Source organism: Pseudomonas sp. DSV-1 (assembly GCF_035830915.1).
GTDB lineage: Bacteria > Pseudomonadota > Gammaproteobacteria > Pseudomonadales > Pseudomonadaceae > Aquipseudomonas.
In genome coordinates this window covers 317485-338577 of the sequence record NZ_JAYMYG010000002.1, presented here as the reverse complement: position 1 = coordinate 338577, position 21093 = coordinate 317485, and the positions used below count along the sequence as shown (strand labels likewise).

20 protein-coding genes and 5 pseudogenes are annotated in these 21093 nt (G+C 55.8%); 10 read left to right on the top strand and 15 right to left on the bottom strand.

The features are described from left to right. The first annotated feature begins 196 nt into the window (after positions 1-196). The 4 genes and pseudogenes from cynS to VSQ83_RS26885 form a co-directional block, all read left to right on the top strand. Positions 197-637 carry a cyanase gene (gene cynS / locus VSQ83_RS26075; RefSeq protein WP_085702083.1) on the top strand — a complete coding sequence of 147 codons (441 nt, stop codon included), beginning with the start codon at positions 197-199 and terminating at the stop codon, positions 635-637. A 47-nt stretch (positions 638-684) separates the two neighbouring features. Then, positions 685-1500, top strand: coding sequence for a formate/nitrite transporter family protein (locus tag VSQ83_RS26070; protein WP_166622849.1), 816 nt, complete (start codon positions 685-687; stop codon positions 1498-1500). 464 nt (positions 1501-1964) lie between these two features. Further along, entirely contained in the window at positions 1965-4013 is a 2049-nt protein-coding gene (locus VSQ83_RS26065; protein WP_166622850.1) for a 2Fe-2S iron-sulfur cluster-binding protein, read from the top strand. A gap of 116 nt (positions 4014-4129) precedes the next feature. After that, positions 4130-4468, top strand: a pseudogene (locus VSQ83_RS26885) (aldehyde dehydrogenase family protein); the annotation flags it as partial. Here the strand turns inward: VSQ83_RS26885 and VSQ83_RS26060 are convergent. Further along, positions 4425-5405 (bottom strand): site-specific integrase, encoded by a 981-nt coding sequence (locus VSQ83_RS26060; protein ID WP_166620389.1) that lies wholly within the window; start codon positions 5403-5405, stop codon positions 4425-4427. The pseudogene VSQ83_RS26885 and the gene VSQ83_RS26060 overlap by 44 nt on opposite strands. A 178-nt stretch (positions 5406-5583) precedes the next feature. Between VSQ83_RS26060 and VSQ83_RS26055 the strand changes: the two genes are divergently transcribed. The 5 genes from VSQ83_RS26055 to VSQ83_RS26035 all read left to right on the top strand — a co-directional run bounded on the left by VSQ83_RS26055 (position 5584) and on the right by VSQ83_RS26035 (position 11361). Beyond that, positions 5584-6591, top strand: a complete 1008-nt coding sequence (locus tag VSQ83_RS26055; RefSeq protein ID WP_326427905.1) for a DNA-binding protein — start codon at positions 5584-5586, stop codon at positions 6589-6591. A gap of 607 nt (positions 6592-7198) precedes the next feature. Then, on the top strand, positions 7199-8758 hold the full coding sequence (locus VSQ83_RS26050) for a hypothetical protein (RefSeq protein WP_326427904.1): 1560 nt from the start codon (positions 7199-7201) through the stop codon (positions 8756-8758). A gap of 264 nt (positions 8759-9022) precedes the next feature. Continuing rightward, the gene (locus tag VSQ83_RS26045) at positions 9023-9598 is read left to right on the top strand and encodes a recombinase family protein (RefSeq protein ID WP_195156991.1); all 576 of its coding nucleotides are present in this window, start codon (positions 9023-9025) and stop codon (positions 9596-9598) included. 4 nt (positions 9599-9602) lie between these two features. Continuing rightward, positions 9603-11240, top strand: coding sequence for an IS481 family transposase (locus VSQ83_RS26040; protein WP_228842136.1), 1638 nt, complete (start codon positions 9603-9605; stop codon positions 11238-11240). Beyond that, positions 11230-11361, top strand: a complete 132-nt coding sequence (locus VSQ83_RS26035; RefSeq protein ID WP_326427930.1) for a hypothetical protein — start codon at positions 11230-11232, stop codon at positions 11359-11361. Before VSQ83_RS26040 ends, VSQ83_RS26035 begins: the two co-directional genes overlap by 11 nt. A gap of 228 nt (positions 11362-11589) precedes the next feature. Here the strand turns inward: VSQ83_RS26035 and VSQ83_RS26030 are convergent, their stop codons facing one another. The 9 genes from VSQ83_RS26030 to VSQ83_RS25995 all read right to left on the bottom strand — a co-directional run bounded on the left by VSQ83_RS26030 (position 11590) and on the right by VSQ83_RS25995 (position 17048). Next, positions 11590-12156 (bottom strand): OsmC family protein, encoded by a 567-nt coding sequence (locus VSQ83_RS26030; protein WP_004574805.1) that lies wholly within the window; start codon positions 12154-12156, stop codon positions 11590-11592. A gap of 14 nt (positions 12157-12170) precedes the next feature. Next, on the bottom strand, positions 12171-12947 hold the full coding sequence (locus VSQ83_RS26025; protein ID WP_004574804.1) for an SDR family NAD(P)-dependent oxidoreductase: 777 nt from the start codon (positions 12945-12947) through the stop codon (positions 12171-12173). Between the two features lie 59 nt (positions 12948-13006). Next, entirely contained in the window at positions 13007-13591 is a 585-nt protein-coding gene (locus VSQ83_RS26020; protein ID WP_004574803.1) for a TetR/AcrR family transcriptional regulator, read from the bottom strand. Continuing rightward, the gene (locus VSQ83_RS26015) at positions 13588-14268 is read right to left on the bottom strand and encodes a cupin domain-containing protein (RefSeq protein WP_004574802.1); all 681 of its coding nucleotides are present in this window, start codon (positions 14266-14268) and stop codon (positions 13588-13590) included. Before VSQ83_RS26015 ends, VSQ83_RS26020 begins: the two co-directional genes overlap by 4 nt. A gap of 128 nt (positions 14269-14396) precedes the next feature. Then, a complete protein-coding gene (locus VSQ83_RS26010) occupies positions 14397-14708 on the bottom strand; it encodes a hypothetical protein (RefSeq protein ID WP_326427903.1) in 312 nt (103 codons plus the stop codon). A gap of 492 nt (positions 14709-15200) precedes the next feature. After that, entirely contained in the window at positions 15201-15335 is a 135-nt protein-coding gene (locus tag VSQ83_RS26880; RefSeq protein WP_421666832.1) for a type IV secretory system conjugative DNA transfer family protein, read from the bottom strand. Positions 15336-15597: 262 nt separating this feature from the next. Continuing rightward, on the bottom strand, positions 15598-16125 hold the full coding sequence (locus VSQ83_RS26005) for a hypothetical protein (protein WP_326427902.1): 528 nt from the start codon (positions 16123-16125) through the stop codon (positions 15598-15600). Positions 16126-16456: 331 nt separating this feature from the next. After that, positions 16457-16726 (bottom strand): hypothetical protein, encoded by a 270-nt coding sequence (locus VSQ83_RS26000; protein ID WP_326427901.1) that lies wholly within the window; start codon positions 16724-16726, stop codon positions 16457-16459. Between the two features lie 100 nt (positions 16727-16826). Next, positions 16827-17048 (bottom strand): hypothetical protein, encoded by a 222-nt coding sequence (locus VSQ83_RS25995; protein WP_326427900.1) that lies wholly within the window; start codon positions 17046-17048, stop codon positions 16827-16829. A 186-nt stretch (positions 17049-17234) separates the two neighbouring features. On the opposite strand from VSQ83_RS25995, the pseudogene VSQ83_RS25990 reads away from it, so the two are divergent. Beyond that, a pseudogene (locus VSQ83_RS25990) lies at positions 17235-18088 on the top strand (IS5 family transposase). Between the two features lie 58 nt (positions 18089-18146). On the opposite strand, the gene VSQ83_RS25985 reads toward VSQ83_RS25990, so the two are convergent. The 5 genes and pseudogenes from VSQ83_RS25985 to VSQ83_RS25965 form a co-directional block, all read right to left on the bottom strand. Continuing rightward, the gene (locus VSQ83_RS25985) at positions 18147-19352 is read right to left on the bottom strand and encodes an ISL3 family transposase (RefSeq protein WP_326427899.1); all 1206 of its coding nucleotides are present in this window, start codon (positions 19350-19352) and stop codon (positions 18147-18149) included. 94 nt (positions 19353-19446) lie between these two features. Then, positions 19447-19959: pseudogene (locus tag VSQ83_RS25980) on the bottom strand (site-specific integrase); the annotation flags it as partial. Positions 19960-20077: 118 nt separating this feature from the next. Beyond that, positions 20078-20197: pseudogene (locus tag VSQ83_RS25975) on the bottom strand (Y-family DNA polymerase); the annotation flags it as partial. Beyond that, positions 20184-20426, bottom strand: a pseudogene (locus VSQ83_RS25970) (LexA family protein); the annotation flags it as partial. The pseudogenes VSQ83_RS25970 and VSQ83_RS25975, both read right to left, overlap by 14 nt. Next, positions 20377-20754: an RsbRD N-terminal domain-containing protein gene (locus VSQ83_RS25965; RefSeq protein WP_432780041.1), complete on the bottom strand. Its 378-nt coding sequence runs from the start codon at positions 20752-20754 to the stop codon at positions 20377-20379. The pseudogene VSQ83_RS25970 and the gene VSQ83_RS25965, both read right to left, overlap by 50 nt. Between the last annotated feature and the right edge of the window lie 339 nt (positions 20755-21093).

Sequence of the window (21093 nt, the reverse complement as noted above, 5' to 3'; positions counted from 1 at the left end):
GATACGGTACGTCGAATATACGAAAAATCGTAAATTAATTAACCAAGTTTCGTTATTTACGATAATTCGTTAGTTTCTTTTGAAACTATTCTGAGAATAAACCTCTAAAAATCAACGTGATAAGAATAATTTAGCAATTGGCACGACTCTCGCTATCTCTCCAGTATCGCTAAAACCCACAAGAGAGATCTTCAACATGAACAAAGTCGAAATGCATCACACCATCATGGCCGCCAAGGCTCGCAAGGAAATGACCTGGGACCACTTGAGCGAACTGGTCAGAAAGGCGCCGGTGTGGCTGGCCTCGGTGTGCTACGGCATGAACAGCGCCTCGCCGGATGTCGCCGCGCGTATTTGTGAGGTGCTGGAGTTGGGTGAAGACGTGGCCATAGCCATGACCGAGTTCCCGGTCAAGAGTTGGGAAAAGACCGTGCCCCAGGACCCGCTGATCTATCGCCTGTACGAGGTGGTGGGTGTCTACGGCCCGACGCTCAAGGACGTGATCCAGGAAAAATTTGGCGACGGCATCATGAGCGCCATCGACTTCTCCATGCATGTCGAAAAAATTGAAGACCCCAAGGGCGATCGCGTCCTGCTGACCCTCAATGGCAAGTTCCTGCCTTACCGGTCCTGGTGATCGAGCAGCCGTTCCGCTTTTGAAAAATCAGCTACGAGGAAAGCCCAATGTCCTATCTACTTCCGTTCGAATTCGTCACCAAGATGCTCGATGCCGGCGAATCGAAAATTCACATGTCGACCCGCGACACCCTGATTCGCAGTTTCATGGCGGGGGCGATTCTGGCTCTGGCCGCAGTGTTTGCGGTCACCATCGCGGTGCAGAGCGGTTCCGCGCTGCTCGGTGCGGTGCTGTTCCCCGTGGGCTTCTCGATGCTGTACCTGATGGGTTTCGACCTGCTGACCGGGGTGTTCATGCTCACGCCACTGGCGCTGCTGGACAAGCGTCCGGGCGTCACCGTGCGCGGTGTGTTGCGCAACTGGGGGCTGGTGTTTGTCGGTAACTTTGCCGGTGCGCTGACCGTGGCGTTCATGATGGCGTTCGTCTTTACCTACGGCTTCAACACCGGTCCGGGCGCGGTCGGGGAAAAGATCGCCAGCATCGGCGAGGCCCGCACCCTGGGTTATGCACACTATGGCGTGGGCGGCTGGATCACGATTTTCCTGCGCGGCATGCTGTGCAACTGGATGGTCTCCATGGGTGTGGTCGGCGCGATGATCTCGACCTCGGTGAGCGGTAAGGTGATCGCCATGTGGATGCCGATCATGCTGTTCTTCTTTATGGGGTTCGAGCACTCGGTGGTCAACATGTTCCTGTTTCCGTCGGCGATGATCATGGGCGGCGGGTTCTCGGTGATGGACTACCTGGTCTGGAATGAGATCCCGACCGTGCTGGGCAACCTGGTTGGTGGCCTGGCGTTCACCGGGTTGACGCTGTACAGCACCCACATCAAAACGGCGGCCAAGCGCTCTGGCGTGATATGAAAAGTCACGCCAAGGCGACAAACGCTCACCGCTGATTATTTTTACAAGGCGTGAGCGTATGGTTAGGCGGCAGCTGTGATTCATGAGCTTGAGTCGACAGGAACGCACCAGTGCGGGGTTCTCGAACTTTGCGAGCTAGGCGTCATCGTGGAAAACCTTGGAGGTGTCGTGAATCCAGACGAAGTCGATGCTGTCCACGTCCATGCACGTAAAGCGATCCTCGAACGACTTTTAGCTAACGCCTTCGGAGTAGTCATACGGGGTGCCTTCGCCAACTCGCTCCTACAGGGATTCACAAACTCGCTATTGACGCCCCAGCATTTCATTTTCTGAAATGCTGGATTGCATTTTGTGCCCATTCCGCCACTGGCACTTCAGCGTCAAGATGAGCCTGACTCAGTTCACCTCCACGTTTGAGGTGACGAAGCAGACAGACCGTTACGGCGGGCGCAAGGGGAAAGCGAATGGACGACACCTCAAAACCTCTATCTTCACCTTGGCATGAAGGTGAATTGACTTTACAGCGCGCCGTCGGTGCAGTGGACATGATGGTGGGTGTCGGTCAGCGGCAGATGTCGCGGACGTGGATGCCGGACCAGCATCGCGAGTTTTATTCGCAACTACCTTTTGTGGTGTTGGGCGCCGTGGATCGGCAAGGCGATGTGTGGGCCACCCTTCGCACCGGGCAACCGGGCTTCATGAACTCTCCCACACCGGAAGTTTTGCAGATCAAGCTCGAACCACAGCCTAACGATCCTGCTCATGAAGGCATGCAGCCGGGCGATGCGATAGGTATGTTGGGCATTGAGTTGCACACTCGCCGCCGCAATCGTATGAATGGCAATGTACTGCGGGAGCTGGACGATCGTATCGAGATCGTCGTGACTCAAGCCTATGGTAACTGCCCACGCTACATTAATCTGCGTCAGTACGAGTTCGTCGAAGAGACGGCAGACATCGCTCAAGAGCTGACCGTGACCGATCCACTGATACGCCGCATGGTCACATCGGCGGATTCGTTTTATGTAGCGACCTACGTCGTGCGTGATGGTCAGAACCAAGTCGATGCCTCTCATCGCGGCGGCAAGGCTGGTTTTGTACGAATGGAAGAAGACGGCTCGCTCACTATCCCGGACTTTTCCGGCAACCTTTTTTTCAACACCCTTGGCAACATCTTGCTCAACCCCCGTGCCGGGCTGACGTTTATCAATTTCGAGAACGGTGACCTGCTACAAATGACCGGCACCGCTGAAGTACTGCTAGACGACCCGGAAATCGCCGCGTTCCAAGGCGCCGAGCGGCTCTGGCGTTTCACGCCGCAGCGCATCGTTCACCGTCAGGCTGCGCTGGCATTGCGCTGGGCCGACCAGGCCGAAGGCGAATCACTCAACTCGACGATGACAGGAAGTTGGGAGCAGGCTGCGGAGCGATTGGAGGCCGAAGCCCTTCGTACTCACTGGCGTCCGCTGCGGGTGGCGCGCATCGTCGATGAAAGCCGCAGTATTCGTTCGTTCTATTTTGAGTCGTGCGATGGCGTTGGTTTGCCCGGATTCGAGCCGGGCCAACACATGCCTGTGCGGCTGTTGCTGGATGGGCAACCGCCGACGATTCGTACCTACACCGTGTCCAGTGCACCCTCGGATCAATTTTTGCGCATCAGCGTCAAGCGTGATGGCGTGGTGTCTTCACATCTGCACGATCGGATTCAGGTCGGTGACTTGATCGAAGCGCGGGCACCCCAGGGGCATTTCACGGTTCAACCCTCGGAGCGGCGTCCTCTTGTGCTTCTGGGGGCGGGCGTTGGCATTACGCCGATGTTGTCGATGCTGCGGGAAGTAGTCTACGAAGGAAAACGCATTAACCGTATGCGCCCGACCTGGGTGTTACAAAGCAGTCGCTCGGTGGACGACCTGGCCTTTCGCGAGGAATTCGAAGAGTTAGTGGCGAGGGCAGGGGACAAGGTCAAAGTCCTGCGGGTGGTCAGCCAGCCGCCGACCGAGGGCGGTGGCGAGAGTTATGACCTGGCCGGCAGGATCGATGTCGAACTGCTCAAGACCCTGCTGCCGCTCAACGACTACGACTTTTACCTGTGCGGGCCGGGGAGTTTCACCCAGGCGTTGTATGACGGCCTGCGCAAAATGCGCATCCCAGATGACCGCATTCATGCCGAGACATTCGGACCGTCCACGCTAGTGCGTGACGCCGAAGTCAGCGTTCCCGCCGCACTGCAGGTGCCTATCGCCAGTGAGCCCGTGAAGGTGCTGTTCGCCACTTCCGGCAAGGAAGCGCGCTGGGAGCCAGGCACCGGGACTCTACTGGAACTGGCGGAAGCCCGCGGCCTTAACCCTGAGTTCAGCTGCCGTGGCGGCTCCTGCGGCACCTGTACTACCAAGATGACCAGTGGGCAGGTCCACTACCTCAACACCCCGGAACAAGGCTTGGCGGCGGATGAAGTACTGATCTGCTGCGCCGTGCCGGCCGCAGGCAGTGAGACCCTAGTACTGGACATCTGATTCTCACAGCAGACCGAGTTCTCCTGTAGGAGCGAACTTGCGAGCGATGGGTGTCTACGATAACGCGGGGCAACTGCCTCTATAGTGCTGGATGAGGCAGAACTCTCGACGACGCAGTTCCCCTGACACTGTATGCGGCCTTTAGGAACAACCGTCGGGCCTGGGTTGCTGGCACAAGACTATGGTTGCGTCGCGCGCGCTTTAAGGATGCGCTTAAAAGGATAAAGACTTCAGTAAGAGCGGTACTAGTCGACAACCATCACGATTCGGCAACCTCCATCGGCCCACTAGTCAGCCGCGCCCAAGTTGACCGCGCACAACATTTCATTCGATGGCGCGCAACCACGCGAACCGAGTCCATCCGCTCCATCAACGGTGAAACAAATTTACTCGCGACACTTCATCCGGCCCTTAGGGATTTTCAGCCACTGTCAACGCTTGCACTTGGGAAATAGCTGATGAAGTGAGTGGCCGACTTGTCGCCAACTCCCCAAAGGAATCTGCCGTGTCGATGTAGCGCATGGCTGACTTCATGTCCTTCCAGCCGACGTACGTCATCATCGCTTTGATATCCCAGCCATTGGCCGCTGCCCAGGTGGCGAAGCCGCGACGTAATGAGTGACTGGTGTAAAGATCGCCAGACACCCCCGCGCGATTAAAAATTCGCCGCAGCAGTGGAATCAGGCTGTTAGCGTTAAAGCCGTCTTCAGCTAGATGCCCCCAACGATCGAGCTTTCTGAAGACTGGGCCATGTGCAATGCCGGCGATGGTGATCCAGTTCACATAGGCTTGCACCGGACAAAGCTTCTTCAAGGCAGGTGTACGGAACGTCGTGCCGCGGTGCTGGCGATCGCCCTTGCTGTGCGGTAGGTAGAAGGTAATGCCCACCCCTGCCTGCGCTTGGGTGTTCTCAATCTGCAAGCGCGACAACTCATCCCCGCGAAAACCACGCCAGAACCCGATCAGCACCAAGGCCATGTCACGCCGGCTGCGCAGCAGGGTGGTCAGATCCTGGCGGGCAGCTGCTTGCTCCGCGTCCTGCTCCAGCCACTGAACAGCTTGTTCCAGGTGCTGCAGGAGCAGGGGAGTCGCTTGTTTCTCCTGAGCGGGATGCAACGCGCGGATGCCCTTGATCATCTGCCGCACGGTGGGTGTTTTGGTGGGGTCGGGGAATCCCTGCGTGATGTGCCATTGGGCGAGGGCGGCCAGGCGCTGCTTCAGCGTGCTGATGGTGTGCTTGTCCGCGTACTCGGCGAGGTAGCGCACGATGCCATCGCCCGTCGTGGGGAGGAAGCCACCCCAAGTCACTTCGAAATGTTCCACCGCTGCACGATAGCTGCGCCGGGTATTTTCCCGGGTGCCGGCCTGCAGGTAGCGATCCGCCTTGTTCATATCGTTCCTACGCCAAACGTACCTTTTCCCACGCTGGAAAAAACGAAAACCAGCTCTATGATGCGATAACGCTCGATTATTTTATCAAATAAAAGCTCTCATATCGTTCTTTTTTTAGCAGTAAAGTGCTATGTATATACGTGGTATGTAAAACAGTACGAAATCGTAGGAGAGAAAAATGGCACGCGGCGGAATTAATAAGGCGATTGTCCAAAAAGCCCGGGAATCGCTGATAGCTCGGGGAGAAAATCCGAGCATCGACGCCGTGCGCATCGAGTTGGGAAATACCGGCTCCAAGACAACTATTCACCGTTATTTGAAGGAATTAGAAGATTTTGACCCTCGGCCGCGGTCCTCTAGAGAACGGCTGAGTGATGAATTGACTGAGCTTGTTGCCGGCCTCTTAGAGCGAATGACAGAGGAGGGCGGAGAAGCTCTTGCGTACGCCCAAGCGCGCTTCGACGAGCAGCGCAGCGAGCTGGAGCAAAAGCTCGACGGCTTGAGTGCAGAACTCACCTCATTGCAGCGTGAAGTGGATAGTCAGAAAGGAGCGTTAGCGCTTCAAGCGGATGAGTTGCAGATTTGTCAGGCAAGCCTGCAAGCCGAGCTCACCCGCAATGCCCGCCTGAGCCAAAATTGCAGTGACTTAGAAATTCGTGTGCAGGAGAAGGATGAGCAGATCCGCTCTCTCGAAGAAAAGCACCTCCATTCTCGAGATGCATTGGAGCATTACCGCAATGCGGTCAAGGAACAGCGAGACCAGGAACAGCAACGGCACGAAGGGCAGGTGCAGCAAGTTCAGGTTGAGCTGCGCCAACTCAAGCAGACGTTGATGATCAAGCAGGACGAACTGACTCGACTCAACAGAGATAACGAGCGCTTGCTGAGTGAGGCTCGGCAGCAGGCCAAAGCGGCAGCGACGCATGAAGATGCAGCGATGCGGTTGGCCGGTGAGATTGCTCACATGAAGACAGCAGTTGCCAAGGCAGATGGGGCGAAAGAGGCGCTTCAGGAGCAGCTTGGTTTGTCACGCGCTGAATCCAAGCGCCTAGGGGATAATTTGCTGCATGCGAGCGCGAAATTGGCCGAAGCCACGAAGCTGTCAGAGCACAATTCACTGGAGCTTACTCGACTTCGACACGCCGCGGATGACCCAGGTAGTGACAATGAAAGCTCAACAAAATAACGCCCAAGGAGAGGTAAGTTGATCAAATTTAGCGCAGTGTGCAGAGGAACTGTTGTAAGTGCTTTTGGCCTGAAGCATGCGCATTAGCGCTTAAATCAGATGATTTCTTCGGATGATTGGACCGTGCCTCTGAGGCGCCCAGCGCGACTCACCTCTAAAGCGAAGAAGGCGAGGGCAAAAAAAGAGGTGGCAGCTAATGAAATACGCGCCGTGCCTACCGATGCACGCAAAGATGTAAGTGGCCTCTTGCGCGGCTAGTTACGCGTAACCCATGCAAGATAGGTAATACGGTCGACTCCATCGGCACACCGTCGCCGCTGGAAGCCCAAACCACCGGAAGACTGCGCGCCAGCAAGCCGGGCTGCTTAAGCAAGCAGGTTTTCACCCCGTTGACATTAATTTGCGGCCGAGACCTAAATCGTCGTTATGAGGCTCAGTCGTTTGGTTTGCCCGAAACTTAGGTGTCTCATGCGGCGCCCTGGCTAACTCAAGATTGAGCTGCTGATGGCTTTCTGATAGCTTTGCTGCATAGAAACTTAAAAAGGCGAACTTTGTTATTTCGCTGACAAGCTTCGCGAGCAATATTACGAACATGAAGAGTACGTGAGTGAGCCGGGACAGAAATAAGACGAAAAAAAAGATTATTGCCGATCCCAACATCTACCGGGCGCGCCACGGCGAAACGCCCATACACGTTGCCAGCAGGGTCCTGCGTCAATTAAAGAAACTTAGCGACATCGGGGCGCGACGTGCAATCTTCGAACTGTCAAAAAATGCACTCCTGCCGCGCTACTTGAAGCCGCTCTACACTGCAGAAACATTCTATCGAATACCGAGTACTTCTGAATATTGCTCTGCCGAGCATTATCTCTATTGGGTGCTTGGGTTGTTTCATAATTGTGCCGGCCAACTGCGCACATTCAACACAGTGCGCATTGACTTTAACGGCGCGTTACTGCGCTCCGATGAGGCAGGCGCTCACGCGGCTTTGGACGCAGTCGAGGGAGTTACCCACTGCTGGTGGGCAATTGAAAATAGAATTCACGTCATGAAGGAGCTGACCAAAGCCTCCACCAAGGACGCGATCCAGAAACTAAGGGAGCGGTTTGAAAAACATTCCGTATCGGGACGTTTTCGTGATCTATTGCTAATCTCCGAAAGTGGCTCTATCACGGTATTCGCCACCATTTTAGACGCTCAGCTTAAAGAGTATCGAAGTTCCGGATTAAAGCCCGTCATTTCATATGGGGCGGTATTGTCCTGTATGCAATTGCCGATTGCGTTTGACATGGACAGGGCAGTGACACCGGAGGAGGCCAATGTTTATAAAATCGAATCTCTGGTTGATCAGTTTGTGCTGTACAAAACCATCCTGTCAGAGATGTATGTCCGCGATGAACCGATGGACCCCCTTTTGCGAGAATTGTCATTAGATTTGGCTGAAAAGCTGGATGATGATGAACTCCGCAGTTTGGTCAATCGCGAGGTGGCCCTGAGCCCAACGATGCTTACGACGGTCAACCAATATACACATGGACAATACGCGGCTGTTCTTCCCCGCGTGCAGGAAGCTCTGGTCCGCGAACCTCGGATGGCATTTGGCTTGCTCGAGCTTTACGCGCGAGCCAAGTTATACGAGGGCGATCGAAGTGAAGCTCACCTGTACGACAGCATTGCGTTGGCACTGGGTGACATCTTCATGCTCCGGCAAAATAGCGACGAGCGAATCGCCTACCTGAAGCGACTGTGCGTCAAATTCCGCAGTGAGCCCTGGGCGAAATCTTTGATGTTCCACGTCGCCAATGTGCTCTCCGAAATGGAAGGCGCCGCTGTCGTGACCGCCAGCCGAAAGGCGACGCTTGCCTTGGGCGAATGGAATACTCCCAAGGCTTCGCCCGATTACCAACCGGACGATCTTTTCATTGGTAGCAACCGAGACCTCATCCCTGCCGAGCGCATGCTCCGTCACAGCCAGAAGTTAGCGGATGACCCGTTACTGCAGGAATCAGATTTCCCTATCGCTGCCGACTATTTGAAGACCCAATCGGTGCGCTACTTGGTCCGTGAGCAATGGACCCATCTCATCGATTTCTCAATCGATATGTGTAACGGCTTGCATTTGAAAACGGCCGGACTCGCAATCATCTCCATTTCCAGCTCAGATTAACTGCGACTGACGATGCGCTCGGGCTCACATTCGCTGCGAGTGAACTTGCATTCACCCGCGCCGGCTTGCATTCCATCGCGATGGGCTCACGCTTTCTGCAACTGAACATCACCACCACAATCCGTCCAACAAACCAGGGTTTGGTGGACGCCAGCCTCTCGGCAGGCAACCCCCGCGCAAACCCGCATCGCGCGCATCCAAGTACAGTCTCCATCTTTCAATATCCGACTACACTGGAGTATCGCTGAATAGTTGGACAACGCCATGTTGATTGGATACGCCCGTGTCTCGACCGACGACCAACTCCTTGATCTGCAACGCGATGCTCTGGCGAAGATCGGTTGCGAGCGAGTGTTCGAGGATACCGCCAGCGGCGCCAAGGCCGAGCGGGTCGGTTTGACTACCTTGCTGGCCACGCTGCGCCGTGATGACACCGTGGTGATCTGGCGCCTGGATCGCCTCGGCCGCTCGCTGAAGGATCTGATCCGGCTGGTCGAGCAACTAGACGCCGCCGGCGTCGGCTTACGCAGCTTGCAGGAAAACATCGATACAGCGTCAATTGGTGGCCGCCTGGTATTTCACCTGTTCGGCGCCTTGGCCGAGTTTGAGCGCAACCTGATCCGCGAACGCACGCAAGCCGGCTTAGCCGCCGCGCGAGCGCGTGGCCGCAAGGGCGGGCGCAAGAAACGACTCGATCCGGCCAAGCAGGAACTCGCCCTGCGCCTGTATCACGAGCGGAAACACACCGTGGCGGAAATCTGCCGGATGATGGGCATCGGCCGCTCGACGCTCTACAACTATCTCACCGAGGCCGAGCGTGATGCCCAGCGGGCGGCGTAAAGCCATCCCGACCGATTCGCTGATGCAGTTGCGGCAGAGGCTTGACCGTCTGCCGAAGAAAAGCCCAGAGCGGGCCGCTCAGGTGGTCGCGATAGCTGAGTTGTATGGCGTGTCCCCGAGCACCGTCTACCGGGCGCTGAACTTCATCCATAAACCCCATGCGGCCCATCGAGCCGATCACGGCAAACCGCGCGTGTTGCAGCAGGCTGAACTGGAACGCTACTGCGAGCTGATTGCCGCGCTGAAACTGCGCACCACCAACAAACAAGGGCGGCACCTGTCCACCCGCCGCGCCATCGAGTTGCTGGAAGACTACGGGGTGGAGACAGTGCAAGGGTTGATCAAAGCCCCTAAGGGTGTACTCAGCCGTCCGACAGTAAACCGCTACCTTTCCCTCTGGCGCTTGGATCAAGCGCGGCTGTTGCGGCAGCCGCCAGCCACGCGCTTTCAGGCGGCGCACAGCAACGATTGTTGGCAGTTCGATCTGTCGCCTTCCGACCTGAAACACATCGACAAGCCTGAATGGGTTGATCCGGCCAGAGGTGAGCCAACGTTGATGCTTTTCAGCGTGGTGGATGACCGCAGCGGGGTGGCCTATCAGGAATACCACTGCGTGTACGGTGAGGACGCGGAGTCGGCGCTGCGCTTCTTGTTCAACGCCATGGCGCCGAAGGCAGATCCGACCTTTCCATTCCAGGGCCGACCCAAGATGATCTATCTGGACAACGGCCCGGTGGCCAAACGCCGAGTTTTCCAGAACGTTATGCAGGCGCTTGGCATCGAGTGGCAGACACACATCCCGGCCGGCAGGGACGGCACGCGCACCACGGCTCGCTCGAAAGGCAAGGTTGAGCGGCCATTCCGCACCGTGAAGGAAGCCCACGAGACGCTGTATCACTTCCACAAGCCGGAAACGGAAGCGCAAGCCAATGAGTGGCTGCTACGTTATCTGGTACGTACCTACAACGTGCAGGATCATCGCTCCGAACCGCATTCGCGGATCGAGGACTGGCTGGCCAACCTGCCCGCCGAGGGCCTTCGCGAAATGTGCACGTGGGAGCAATTTTGCCGCTTCGCCCGCGAGCCTGAACGGCGCAAGGTTGGCGTCGATGCGCGAGTCACCATCGAGGGCACGGCCTACGAGGTGGAGCCCGACATGGCGGGCGAAACCGTAGTCTTGCTCTGGGGCTTGTTCGATGACGAGCTCTATGCCGAATTCGGGGGGGCGCGCTTCGGACCTTACTACCCAGTCACCGGGCCAATTCCACTGCATCGCTACCGCACATTTAAACGCGGCAAGGCGGATGAGCGGTCTGATCGAATCCGATCGCTGGCTGACCAGCTTGGTCTACCCATCGCCGCATTGGCCGGCGACGATGTGCGACTGACACCTCCCGCAGCTCCCATGGCACTGCCGCGCCAACCCTTCGATCCCGAGGTGCATGAATACCGGTTTCCCAGCGCCATCGCGGCCAAACTCGCCATTGCCGACGACTTAGCGCAGCCGTTAGCTAAGCTCCCACCCGAAGATCAGACATTCATCCACCAGGTGCTGAGCGAAACCCTGACGCGCCGCATTGTGTTGGAACGCATTCGGGGCTACTTCCGCCACAAGAAAGCAGGAGAAGAACATGCGGGTTGAAGTGATGCAGCACTACGGACTGACGTTGCCATTGAACCATGCCGGCTACTTTGAGACCGCCCACCATCAGCAATTGATCAAGGAGGGGCGAATAGAGAAAACGGAAATTTTCGTACGCTAAGCGTTCTGTGTCAGGTTGAGGTCGTAGAGGTGGACGCTGCAGCGTCAGAAAATGCAGAAATAAACCCTAATCTGACGTGGGGCGAGTAATCATCCTGACGCCTGAGTGAGGTGTACCTCAAATTGACACTGCGTATTCCAGAGAACGTGATGACGGAAGGTTGAACCTTCCGTCATAGCGCATCTGGTTTGGCCTCCCGTCAGCCAACCACGGGAAACACTGACTCGATCATTGGAGAATGGTCAGCTTGGCCTTGAGATCAATGGCTCTCGCGAAGTTGTGGTAATTCGGCGATGTTCGCTGCACCTGCGCGTGCAATGCTTTCAGCGCCGCCGAATCCGCCGACGACTCCATTTCGACCTCATACTCGACCTGGTCGTACCCTGGATTGATCCCAGGATCGATTCCAAGAAAACCTCTCAGATCGAGGCTTCCCTTCGTGCGGATAGTCAGCGATTGCAACTCGATGTTCATTGCCGCCGCATTTGCCGCGTAGGTTGCAGTCATGCATGCGTTCAACGCAGCCAGGATCAATTCTTGTGGATTAGCGGCCGTGTCGGTACCGAGCAATTCTGCCGGTTCGTCCGCGTCGATGACAAAGCCGCGCGCCAAGGCCGTGTCACCTAGTACGAGCGGCATGGTTCGCGCACGCGTCCGGGTGCCACCCTCCCAGGTTGTCACGACGCCGAACGTCGCGATGCCTGCGGCGGGCTTTGCTGCGACCTGATCTGCAAACTCACGCAATGCGCCGACGTTGATCCCGTTGCCGGGAGTTCCTTTAATGTTTGTGTTCATTTCTCGTTCCCCCATTATGTGTTACGCCCGGCCATCACGCCGCCGTCAACGTCCCAGATTGCGCCCGTCACCCATGCTGCCTTGTCCGACAACAGGAAGAGGATGACCTCGGCGACGTCTTGTGGCGTCCCAACCCTGCCGATTGGGTGGAAGCTGTTGAATCCCTGTAAGGCGCCATGAACCTCGGCCTTGGGTATGAATCCCTCGTAAATCGGCGTTTCGACAACCGCCGGAGAAACGGCATTGACCCTGATTTGTTTGGATGCCAGCTCCATCGCAAGGTGCTGGGTCAGCGAATGCAAACCTGCTTTTGCCATCGAATACGCGGACGACGGCGTAGCCGCAATCGCCTGCTTGCCCCACATCGAGCCGATGTTCACAATGGCGCCGGGACGCTCGCTGGCCACGAGATTGGCCACGACTTTTTGTGTGATGAAGAAGAACGCTTTATTCAACGTCAAATATTGTTCGTAATCACTTTCCGTGTGCTCAAGAAACGCCTTCGGGAAGAACACCCCAGCCGCGTTGACCAGAAGATTGATGTCCTTGTGGTGTTCATCGATGGTATGCAGGAGTCGCTTCACATCTTCGGCTCGCGAGAGATCGGCAGTCAGGGCGGTCACGGTGCCCAACGACGACAGCGCCTTGCGGGCCTCTTCGGCCTTGTCTTCACGGTGACCGACGATGACGACGCTTCCGCCTTGCTCAAGAACCATGCGGGCAGTTTGCAGTCCCATCCCGCTAGTGCCGCCGATGACCAACAACTTCTTGCCATTAAATTCAGTACTCATAATAATCTCCTTAACTACCAACTAAATGGTAGGGTTGTGTTGCAAAAAAAGTGCCGACCTCAGGTCAACACGGTGGAAAGAAAAGTGTTTCCAACTTCGGCCGGTCCGCGTGACGACCGCATGCCACGGCCCACCATCATCGAGCCTTCCAACGCGCACAAGAATGCCTCTGCGAGAGCCTCTGGGGTGGAATTCGAGGTGATCAGCGCGGCACGCTGACCATCGGCAACGACAAGAGTCAACCAGTCGAGATTGACTTTAAAGAATCGCTCGACCTCGCTCACAACGGCGTCCGGCAGCGAGTCCGACTCGGCACCCAACATGCCGCAGACACAAAGGCGCCGGTCCTTGGCGAAGGTGCGTTCGAAAAGTGCCGCATACGCAGTTAGCCTGTCAGGCGCTTTCGCATGCTGCCCTTCGATGCTCAGCAACTCCTCACGAAACCGGTGCGTGTAGCGCTGTGCGACCACGGCCACGAGTTCACCCTTCTTGGGAAAGTGGTGGTGGATACTTGGTTTTTTGATGCCTACCAACTGGGCCACGTCGTCGTATGAGAAGCCGTTGTAGCCGTGCTGCTGTACCAACCCTTCAGCGGCATCGACCACCCGCTCGGCGGTCGGCGAGATTTCGGAGAAATGCTTCATGCAAGCGCCTCATTTGATTCGGCGACTGGCAGGTGGCCTGTCTTGACCAGGATGGTGCAGCCTGTATTGCTGAAGGGACGGTGAGCACTCAAATGCGGACTGCGCATCCATGTGCCGGTAGGGTAGCTTCCGAACTCATCCTCAAAGACGCCTTCCAACACATAGATTTCTTCACCGCCGTAGTGACGATGCGAATTGAATCGTGTCCCCGGGGCCCAGCGCACCAAAGCCGTATGTTGTGTGTCGAACTCAGAAAGTGGCATCACCGACAGACCCGGCACGAGGCCTGGAAACCAGGGGCCGTTACGGGTGTCGACCACGGTGCGTTGGCTGTCGGCTAGATCAAGATGGCGCAGCTTGACGAACAACGTGCAACCCGTCGCGGAGCTCGGTGCATGCGAAGAACCTGGTGGATTCTTGATGTAAGTCCCAGGCCCGAAGGTCCCGGATTCGTCGCTGAATTCGCCGTCCAGGACCAGAATCTCCTCGCCCAAGTCGTGCTTATGATTTTCAAAAGCGGAGCCCGGCGCGTATCGCACGATCGAGGTGGCACGCGCCACTTCGTCGCCATCACGCTCCAGTAACTGGCGTTGAATCCCGGTCGCTGGCGAATCGACCCACTGTAAGCTTGAAGGCTCGACGACAACACGCTGCGAAAGATCTGAATTGAGTTTCATGGCTTTATTTCATCTACCGACTACTTGGTAGGTAAGTTATAAGATCCCGATTTGTTTGTCAAATAGCTTTCGCCATTTTCTTTCATCCATTGAAAAAACAATGAATTGGTTACAAGAACTCGCGAAGCTTAGCGTACGATTTTTTCCGAATTCTCTATCGTCCCCAGGTACATGTTATTGGCGTGCTGTACCAGTTCACCGTTGCAGTGCCGCAGCAGGTAAACATCAGACCCGAAAATGCCTTGGCGGCGGCGGATCTGTACAACGTAGCCAATCTGATTTACCAGCGGGGCAGGGCCTGGGCCAGTCCGCACGTATTGACCGAACACCGGCAATTGATCCTGGGCACCAGCAAACATGGTTGTGGCCCGCTCTTCCCAGTCAGCCAATTGAAGTACGCTGGAGAACACCTCTTGATAATCTGGCTTTGCGCGACTCATGTTTGTTCCTGCTCGATCCGAGGGCCGAAAGTGGCCTGTTTCTACGTCCTCGGCCCCGGCTTGGTGGGCTAGGGCTTCGGTACAGCGTCGTTTCCCTGATTACTTCGTACTTTTCAGCGCCTGTACGCAGAAGGGGCAAATCCACCCTTCGCGGGACTTATTCCAACCGCCAGACCTTGCGTCCTCGTCCAAAGACTTGAGCGTTTCAGTAACGCTTGCTCTGGTGTCGTTCGCCATCTCCATGGGGCCAGCGTTATCGTGGGAGTAACAGCGATCACCAACCTTTAGGCCGGGGCCTTCTGAGTTTGAGTTGCTCCGGTTTTCGCACCGAATCTCAATCCAAGTACCCATGTAAGTTTTCCTTGAAGCCCCGCATACCGGGGCAACGTGGTTAGATTTCGGTGGCTTCCACATCGCAGAACGGATGGCCGTGTGCGTGGTGGTCAGCTTCGATCTTTGCTAATTCCTCGGCGCTGGCATCATGGTATTCACTCACGATATGGCCGGTTTGGCGTAGCCTCGTTTGCGAGGTTCGGCCATCACGTCAGTAACATCCGCGCTGTTCGGCCAACTGAGCAACTTTGGAATTACAAAGCCAACCCCAGCCCCATGACCTGGTGGGGCCATGATTACCGGAATTTCGGTTCCGTCGCTGGTAGTGATGATCTTTACTTCGTTAGCCATCCTGATTCCCTGTCAATTTCGCGGACGCGAGAACCGCGTCTCCCCTACGACCTCGATCCGCACGAGGCAGGCTTGAGGGTGCAGCGGACTTTTCCTTCGTGTCGTTGCTGCATTGGCAAAGCGTTCACAGGACTGTCCCCTGCCAGCTTGATTGGGCCTATGAACGCTTTGCCAATGCAGCCCCGTAGGACTGGTCGGATTTTCCCTAAACCTTAGCGAGAGCTTTAGTGCGCCGTTGCAAGGCGGCGATCTGGGCTTTTAAGTCTGTTTGTTCGGCCTGGAGGGAAGCCAGTTGATCCGTATCAGTTTCGTCAGCTATTACGCTGATTAACCACTCCGCATCTTCCATTTGGCTAGCAAGCTCAAAAGCGAGTGCTGCGCGCTTTGTGGTGTATATCCCTATCGGTAAATCTGTACCGACTTGGAATTGCCGACGAAATCCGCGCCAAATGTTCGGCAACCAACCAACGTCACCTGTCTTGGTTGAAAGCTTGCCCCAAGTCCCATGAGTTTTCATTGCAAGATTGACCACTTTCGGCACTTCGATATCACGCGTCGCAAGGCTGATACCGCGAATGGTTTTTGAGTTCCGCCGCGCCCGAATATTCCGAACAACCCATTCCTCAAACCCGGTTTCTACCTTCCCATCATCGACCAGTGAAAATGCGCGGTAGAGTACGGCACCGACTTTTATTCGACTGGCGGGGTAGGGTTGCCGCTTCGGTGTGGCCATCTGTTTTCCTAATCATCGTCGCTGTACTGGTCAGGGTCGAAAATTAGCCGCCCTGGTTGAAATTTGCAGTGGATGGCTACAAGCGTTCCTTAAATAAATTCCAGCTCATATTCATGCTACTTGGATCGTATCGCCTTTTCGCAGCACTGCTTTCATTGTTCAAGTGTAATCACTGTTTTCCGTGTAGTCGTAAGTCTTTGATAAACCTTGTGACCTTGCTCATTCCGCTGCACTGGGCAGCGTTTTCCTATGACCGCAGGGTGATACAGCTTGCGATAGCCTCGGTGCCTTCAACTGTTGCTTGGTTGTACCGACGTCCCATCAGGCCGGATCAGCTAGCGCTGCTTGCCACGATGAAAACTGGCAAATCGATACCCTGCTCGGTCGCTTCCCTATCACCGTGCCAGCCGCCCGCGTCAAAGCTTTCACTAGCAAACGACTCAAGCTCTGCGATATCTGCTTGACCGTGACGAATCGGGCAACAGAACAGCTCATCATTAACGAGCACAGCGGCGTGGCCTGGAATGATGACCAGCGCTTCGTCAAGCCTGCCCTTGAGAAGCAAACGATATGCAGTGAGTGTTGTGCTGTGAGTGAGCATCACATGATTCCCTTGTTCACGTGGACACCAGAACGGTATCCCTTTACTGACTTTGCCCCGGTTTTTGAGGCCGGGGCTTGAATGACTGCAGGGGAGGTGCTTACCATCCGCGCATATTGTGGCGTTGCATCAAGAGCGATGTGGCCGTGCGGCAAGGTTCAACCATGTAATCAAGTAGATGCTCAGATTCAGCGGCAGTTACCTCGGTATATGCATCCTCAGGCGTGATACCGATATGAGCGGCAATGGATTTGAGAATCATTGTTTTGGTTTCGGTATCGATCAGAGTAAGAAACGTTTTGTTGCGGTTGCTTGCTTCCATGGCCAGCTCCTTATGAAGGTTCAATTATGCAAGTGTATACCCCTAGGGGTATACATGCAAATCGAAGTGCCACGAGCCTAAACCCCAGATATGCCCCAAATTTGCTCAGCATGTTAGGCTCTGTACGTAAACCCAAGAAATACGATTTTCTGTAAAATACACCGCCATTAAAGCCAGGAGGCCAAGATGGCAAAGCGGTATGAACTCCCCGACGCAGCCTGGGATCTGGTTGCAGATATCTTCACCAAAAATCAGCGCACCGGGCGCCCTCGGGCCGATGATCGCCTGATGCTAAACGGTATTCTCTGGGTGCTTTGCTCTGGCGCAGCCTGGCGAGACATGCCCGAACGATTCGGCCCTTGGTCAACGATCTATCAACGGTTCCGGGGATGGCGTGATTGCGGAGCTTTTGATCAGATGCTCAAGCGTCTTCATATCCGATTGAATGAGCAGGGTTTGATTGACTTGGAAACATGGATGATCGACTCCACTGCCGTACGAGCAACCCGGGCCTCATCAGGTGCCGGGAAAAAAGGGGATTTGAAGAACCGCAAGACCACGCGCTCGGGCGCAGCCGGGGTGGCCTGACGACCAAGATTCACATGCTGTGCGACGCCAATGGTGTGCCTCTGCGTTTCCTGTTGTCAGGCGGACAAGCCAGCGATATAGCCTATGCCCAACCGCTACTCGATCAGGCTTGCATACCCAGCCTGCGCGGTCGCCCACGCAAGCGTTGCCGCTGGTTGCTGGCTGACAAGGGTTACGACGCTGAAGCGCTGCGCCAGTATTGTGATCGTTATCGCATGCAGCCAGTCATTCCGTTGCGAAGCATGAAGCGCAAAACCAAGCCAGGATTGCCTCGACTTTTTGATCGCCCCAAATATCGGCAGCGCAACATCATCGAACGCATGTTTGGCTGGCTGAAGGAGAACCGTCGCATCGTGACGCGCTTCGACAAGCTCGCAACAAGTTTTGCGGCGATGGTCTCATTGGCCTGCGCTATGCGGTGCTTGCGACAATACTTTACGTACAGAGCCTAGGATCAGTATCCGCTGCAAGGCATACCTTGACCTGATCTTTGGTCAAAAATTTGGTTCTTCACGGATTGCCGGGAAAGTCATTCTTGATCTTCATGAAAAAGAATTCGCTGTCCCGGTAGCCGTAAGCCATCCGCTTGATCACCTTGATCCGGTTGTTGATGCCTTCCAATTGCCCCGTATGCATCGGCCATCGCACCCTGCTCAGGATGCCGCGCCAGTAGCTCTTCAGTCGTTTAGCGAACTGCTTTAGCGCGGGTACTTCGCTTTCATTGGCCAGGCGTAACCACTGCTTCCAGGCTGATCTCCAGCCCCAGGCGGTAGTGGGTGACCACAATGCTTTAAGCTCCGCCTTCATCAGGTAAACCGTCATCAGCGATTGGTTAGCCGCCAGCAGATCCTGCAGATGTACCTGTTGATCCTCGCGCTTCAAATTCTCTGGATTACGCAGCAGTAGCCACCGCGCCTGCTTAATCACCTTGCGAGCGGGTTTGTCATGCCGCAGGCGGTTGGCTTCATCGACCCGTACCCGGTCAATCACCTCTCGTCCATACTTGGCGACCACATGAAATAGGTCATAGACCACTCTTGCCTGAGGGCAGTGTTGGCGCACCTCCAGGTCAAATGCGGTGTTCATGTCCATTGCCACTGCTTCGATCTGCGCACAGCTCTCCGGCCCAAGTTCTTCAAAGAAGGGTCTGACAGCAGCTCGGCTACGCCCTTCGCCAATCCACAGCACCCGGCGGGTATCAGCATCCAGCACCACACTGGCGTAGCGGTGCCCTTTGAAAAGCGCAAACTCGTCCATCACCAAGCGCCTGGGTCGGGCCTTCGGTAGCTTCTCCAGCGCGGCTTGTAACGCCCGTCGCTCCAGCAAACGCACGCTGTCCCAATGCAATCCAAACAGCTCGGCGACGTGCAGGGTGGGCAGTCGTTGGCAAGCCTGGATGACGGCTTCGGCCAAGCGCTTGGTCATCCGCGAATAGCGGTCAAGCCATGTGACGGATTCCATTCGCTTGCCGCATGCGCTGCAGCCGACGCGCCGCAGCTCCACACTCAACCGCACCGAGCGGCCTAGAATGGGCAGGTCACGGATCGAGCGCTGGCAGTATTCGTGGATGGTGGTGCTGGGGTGATGGCAGCTGCTACAGGTGGGGAACCTGGTAGGCTGCGGAATCAGGTCGATCACTAGATCATTGCCGTCGGGACGGATTGAGGCGACAGAAAAGCCCTCCCAAAAGGGCAGAAACGTATTAATATCGTGCACAAGAACGCCGGTTTGTAGATGTGTTTGCTCGCACGAACATCATCCATCAAACCGGCGTTCTTGTTTCTGTCTTTCCCAAGATTCCGTGAAGAACCAAAAATTTTGTCGGTCGCTTACGGTCACGCACCATCACCGACGCTTTGGTGTTCTCGGCTCCAGGCCTCGCAACGTGCGTAAGGAGTCCCTGGTGAGAAGCCGCTCTCACCCTTTTCTCTCCAAAGGGAAGAATGGTGATAAGGCCGCGCTGTTTGGCCCATCGGTAGAACCTCACGACAAGAGCCAGGCGATTATTCACCGTGCCAGGATCAAGAGATAATTCTCCGCTAGACCAATCCCTGTACCTGGAGAGAACGCTGAGACCGTGGGCCGGGCTTTCCTCGTTCCAGGCCAAGCCATTGGCCTCAAGGAAGGCGAAGTAATCGTATAGACGGCGTCCGTAGGCTTCCCACGTCAAATCGCTCAAAGACTCCCCTGACTCAATGAGTGCTTGCCAAAGAAAGGTTTGCGCTGGCTCGACTGGCCATCCCTCAGACCCAATCAGCAACGGAAAGCCTTCGAAGGATCTGCCTGCCAGGGTTAGGTCTTTTGTTGCGAATACAAGCCTCATACCGCTGCCTTAAGCCAGTGCTGATGGATTTCCTCGTGAAGCTGGAAACGGCTGTCCCAGAGCAGTTCAGAAGGTGGCGCGGACTCTACAGGATTTACTAACGGTTTCCACCCCTCAGATCATTGTTGCTGAGCACCACGACGGGCTTGGTGCGAAGGTCAAGGCGGAACACCCGTTCACAGCTCGCATAGAAGCTGTTGCAGTCGATGAGGGCGAAAACCCGCTCAGGCTTTGTCATGGCTTCGCACGCTGTAGGTAACCACACCCCAGACCTGCAGTTCTTCCCCTTCGAGAAGGTACCGAGATGGGTAGCGCGCGTTCTCGGATTTGAGCACCACCTGGCTACCGTCCCGAGCAAGACGCTTGCACAGCGGCTCGCAGTTCACAGCGGCGATCACAATGTGGCCAGGCTCAGCCTCAATGGAGCGGTCGACTATCACGAGGTCGCCTGGGTAGATGGGAAAGCCACAGCCGCAGGACGCTTGATCGAAGTGCCCGATACTCGGAGACCATCTGATCCAGGCTGAAGCCATCTATCAAGCGCATGACCGCGTGGGTCTCAGCGGCACTTTCCCCTTCGAGGGATGGCGCAAGTCCCTGGGACTTGTCGATTTCCTGTTGCAGGGTCTGTTTGGTCTGCATATCTCGGGCAACGGTCGAGAGAATATGGGACGCGTGATTTCTCAAACCGGTGGCATTCAGGTCTTCTCTCGGAAGATCAACCGTGCGGGCGAAATCCTCCCAAGACTGCAAAATTTCTTCCATGTGTTGAGTGATGAAAGTGGACAACCGCATGCAGTCGAACCTCCGCTCCGTGAGCATGGGCATTTTTGAGTAGTGAATAAGCGTAGCGCTTAGCCGTTGAGCTTTCGAGCCAAAGTATCACCAGGTGATGGAGGGAAAGTGAGCGCTGAGCCAAGATTTCGTACCACCGCCTAGAACGTTGAAGTGGCACGCTAGAAGCCTCAGAGGAGCTCTGCAGCGAACGGGGTAGAGTGATCACATTCCTCGCTGAGTAATACCGTCAGGCCTAGCGATTTGGCATACCAATCATCGGCATTCTATGTGTAGTCGATCGTTGATTCCGGTAATCTCTCGCCGCATTTTCGCCATCCTAGCGGAAACGTGTCATGC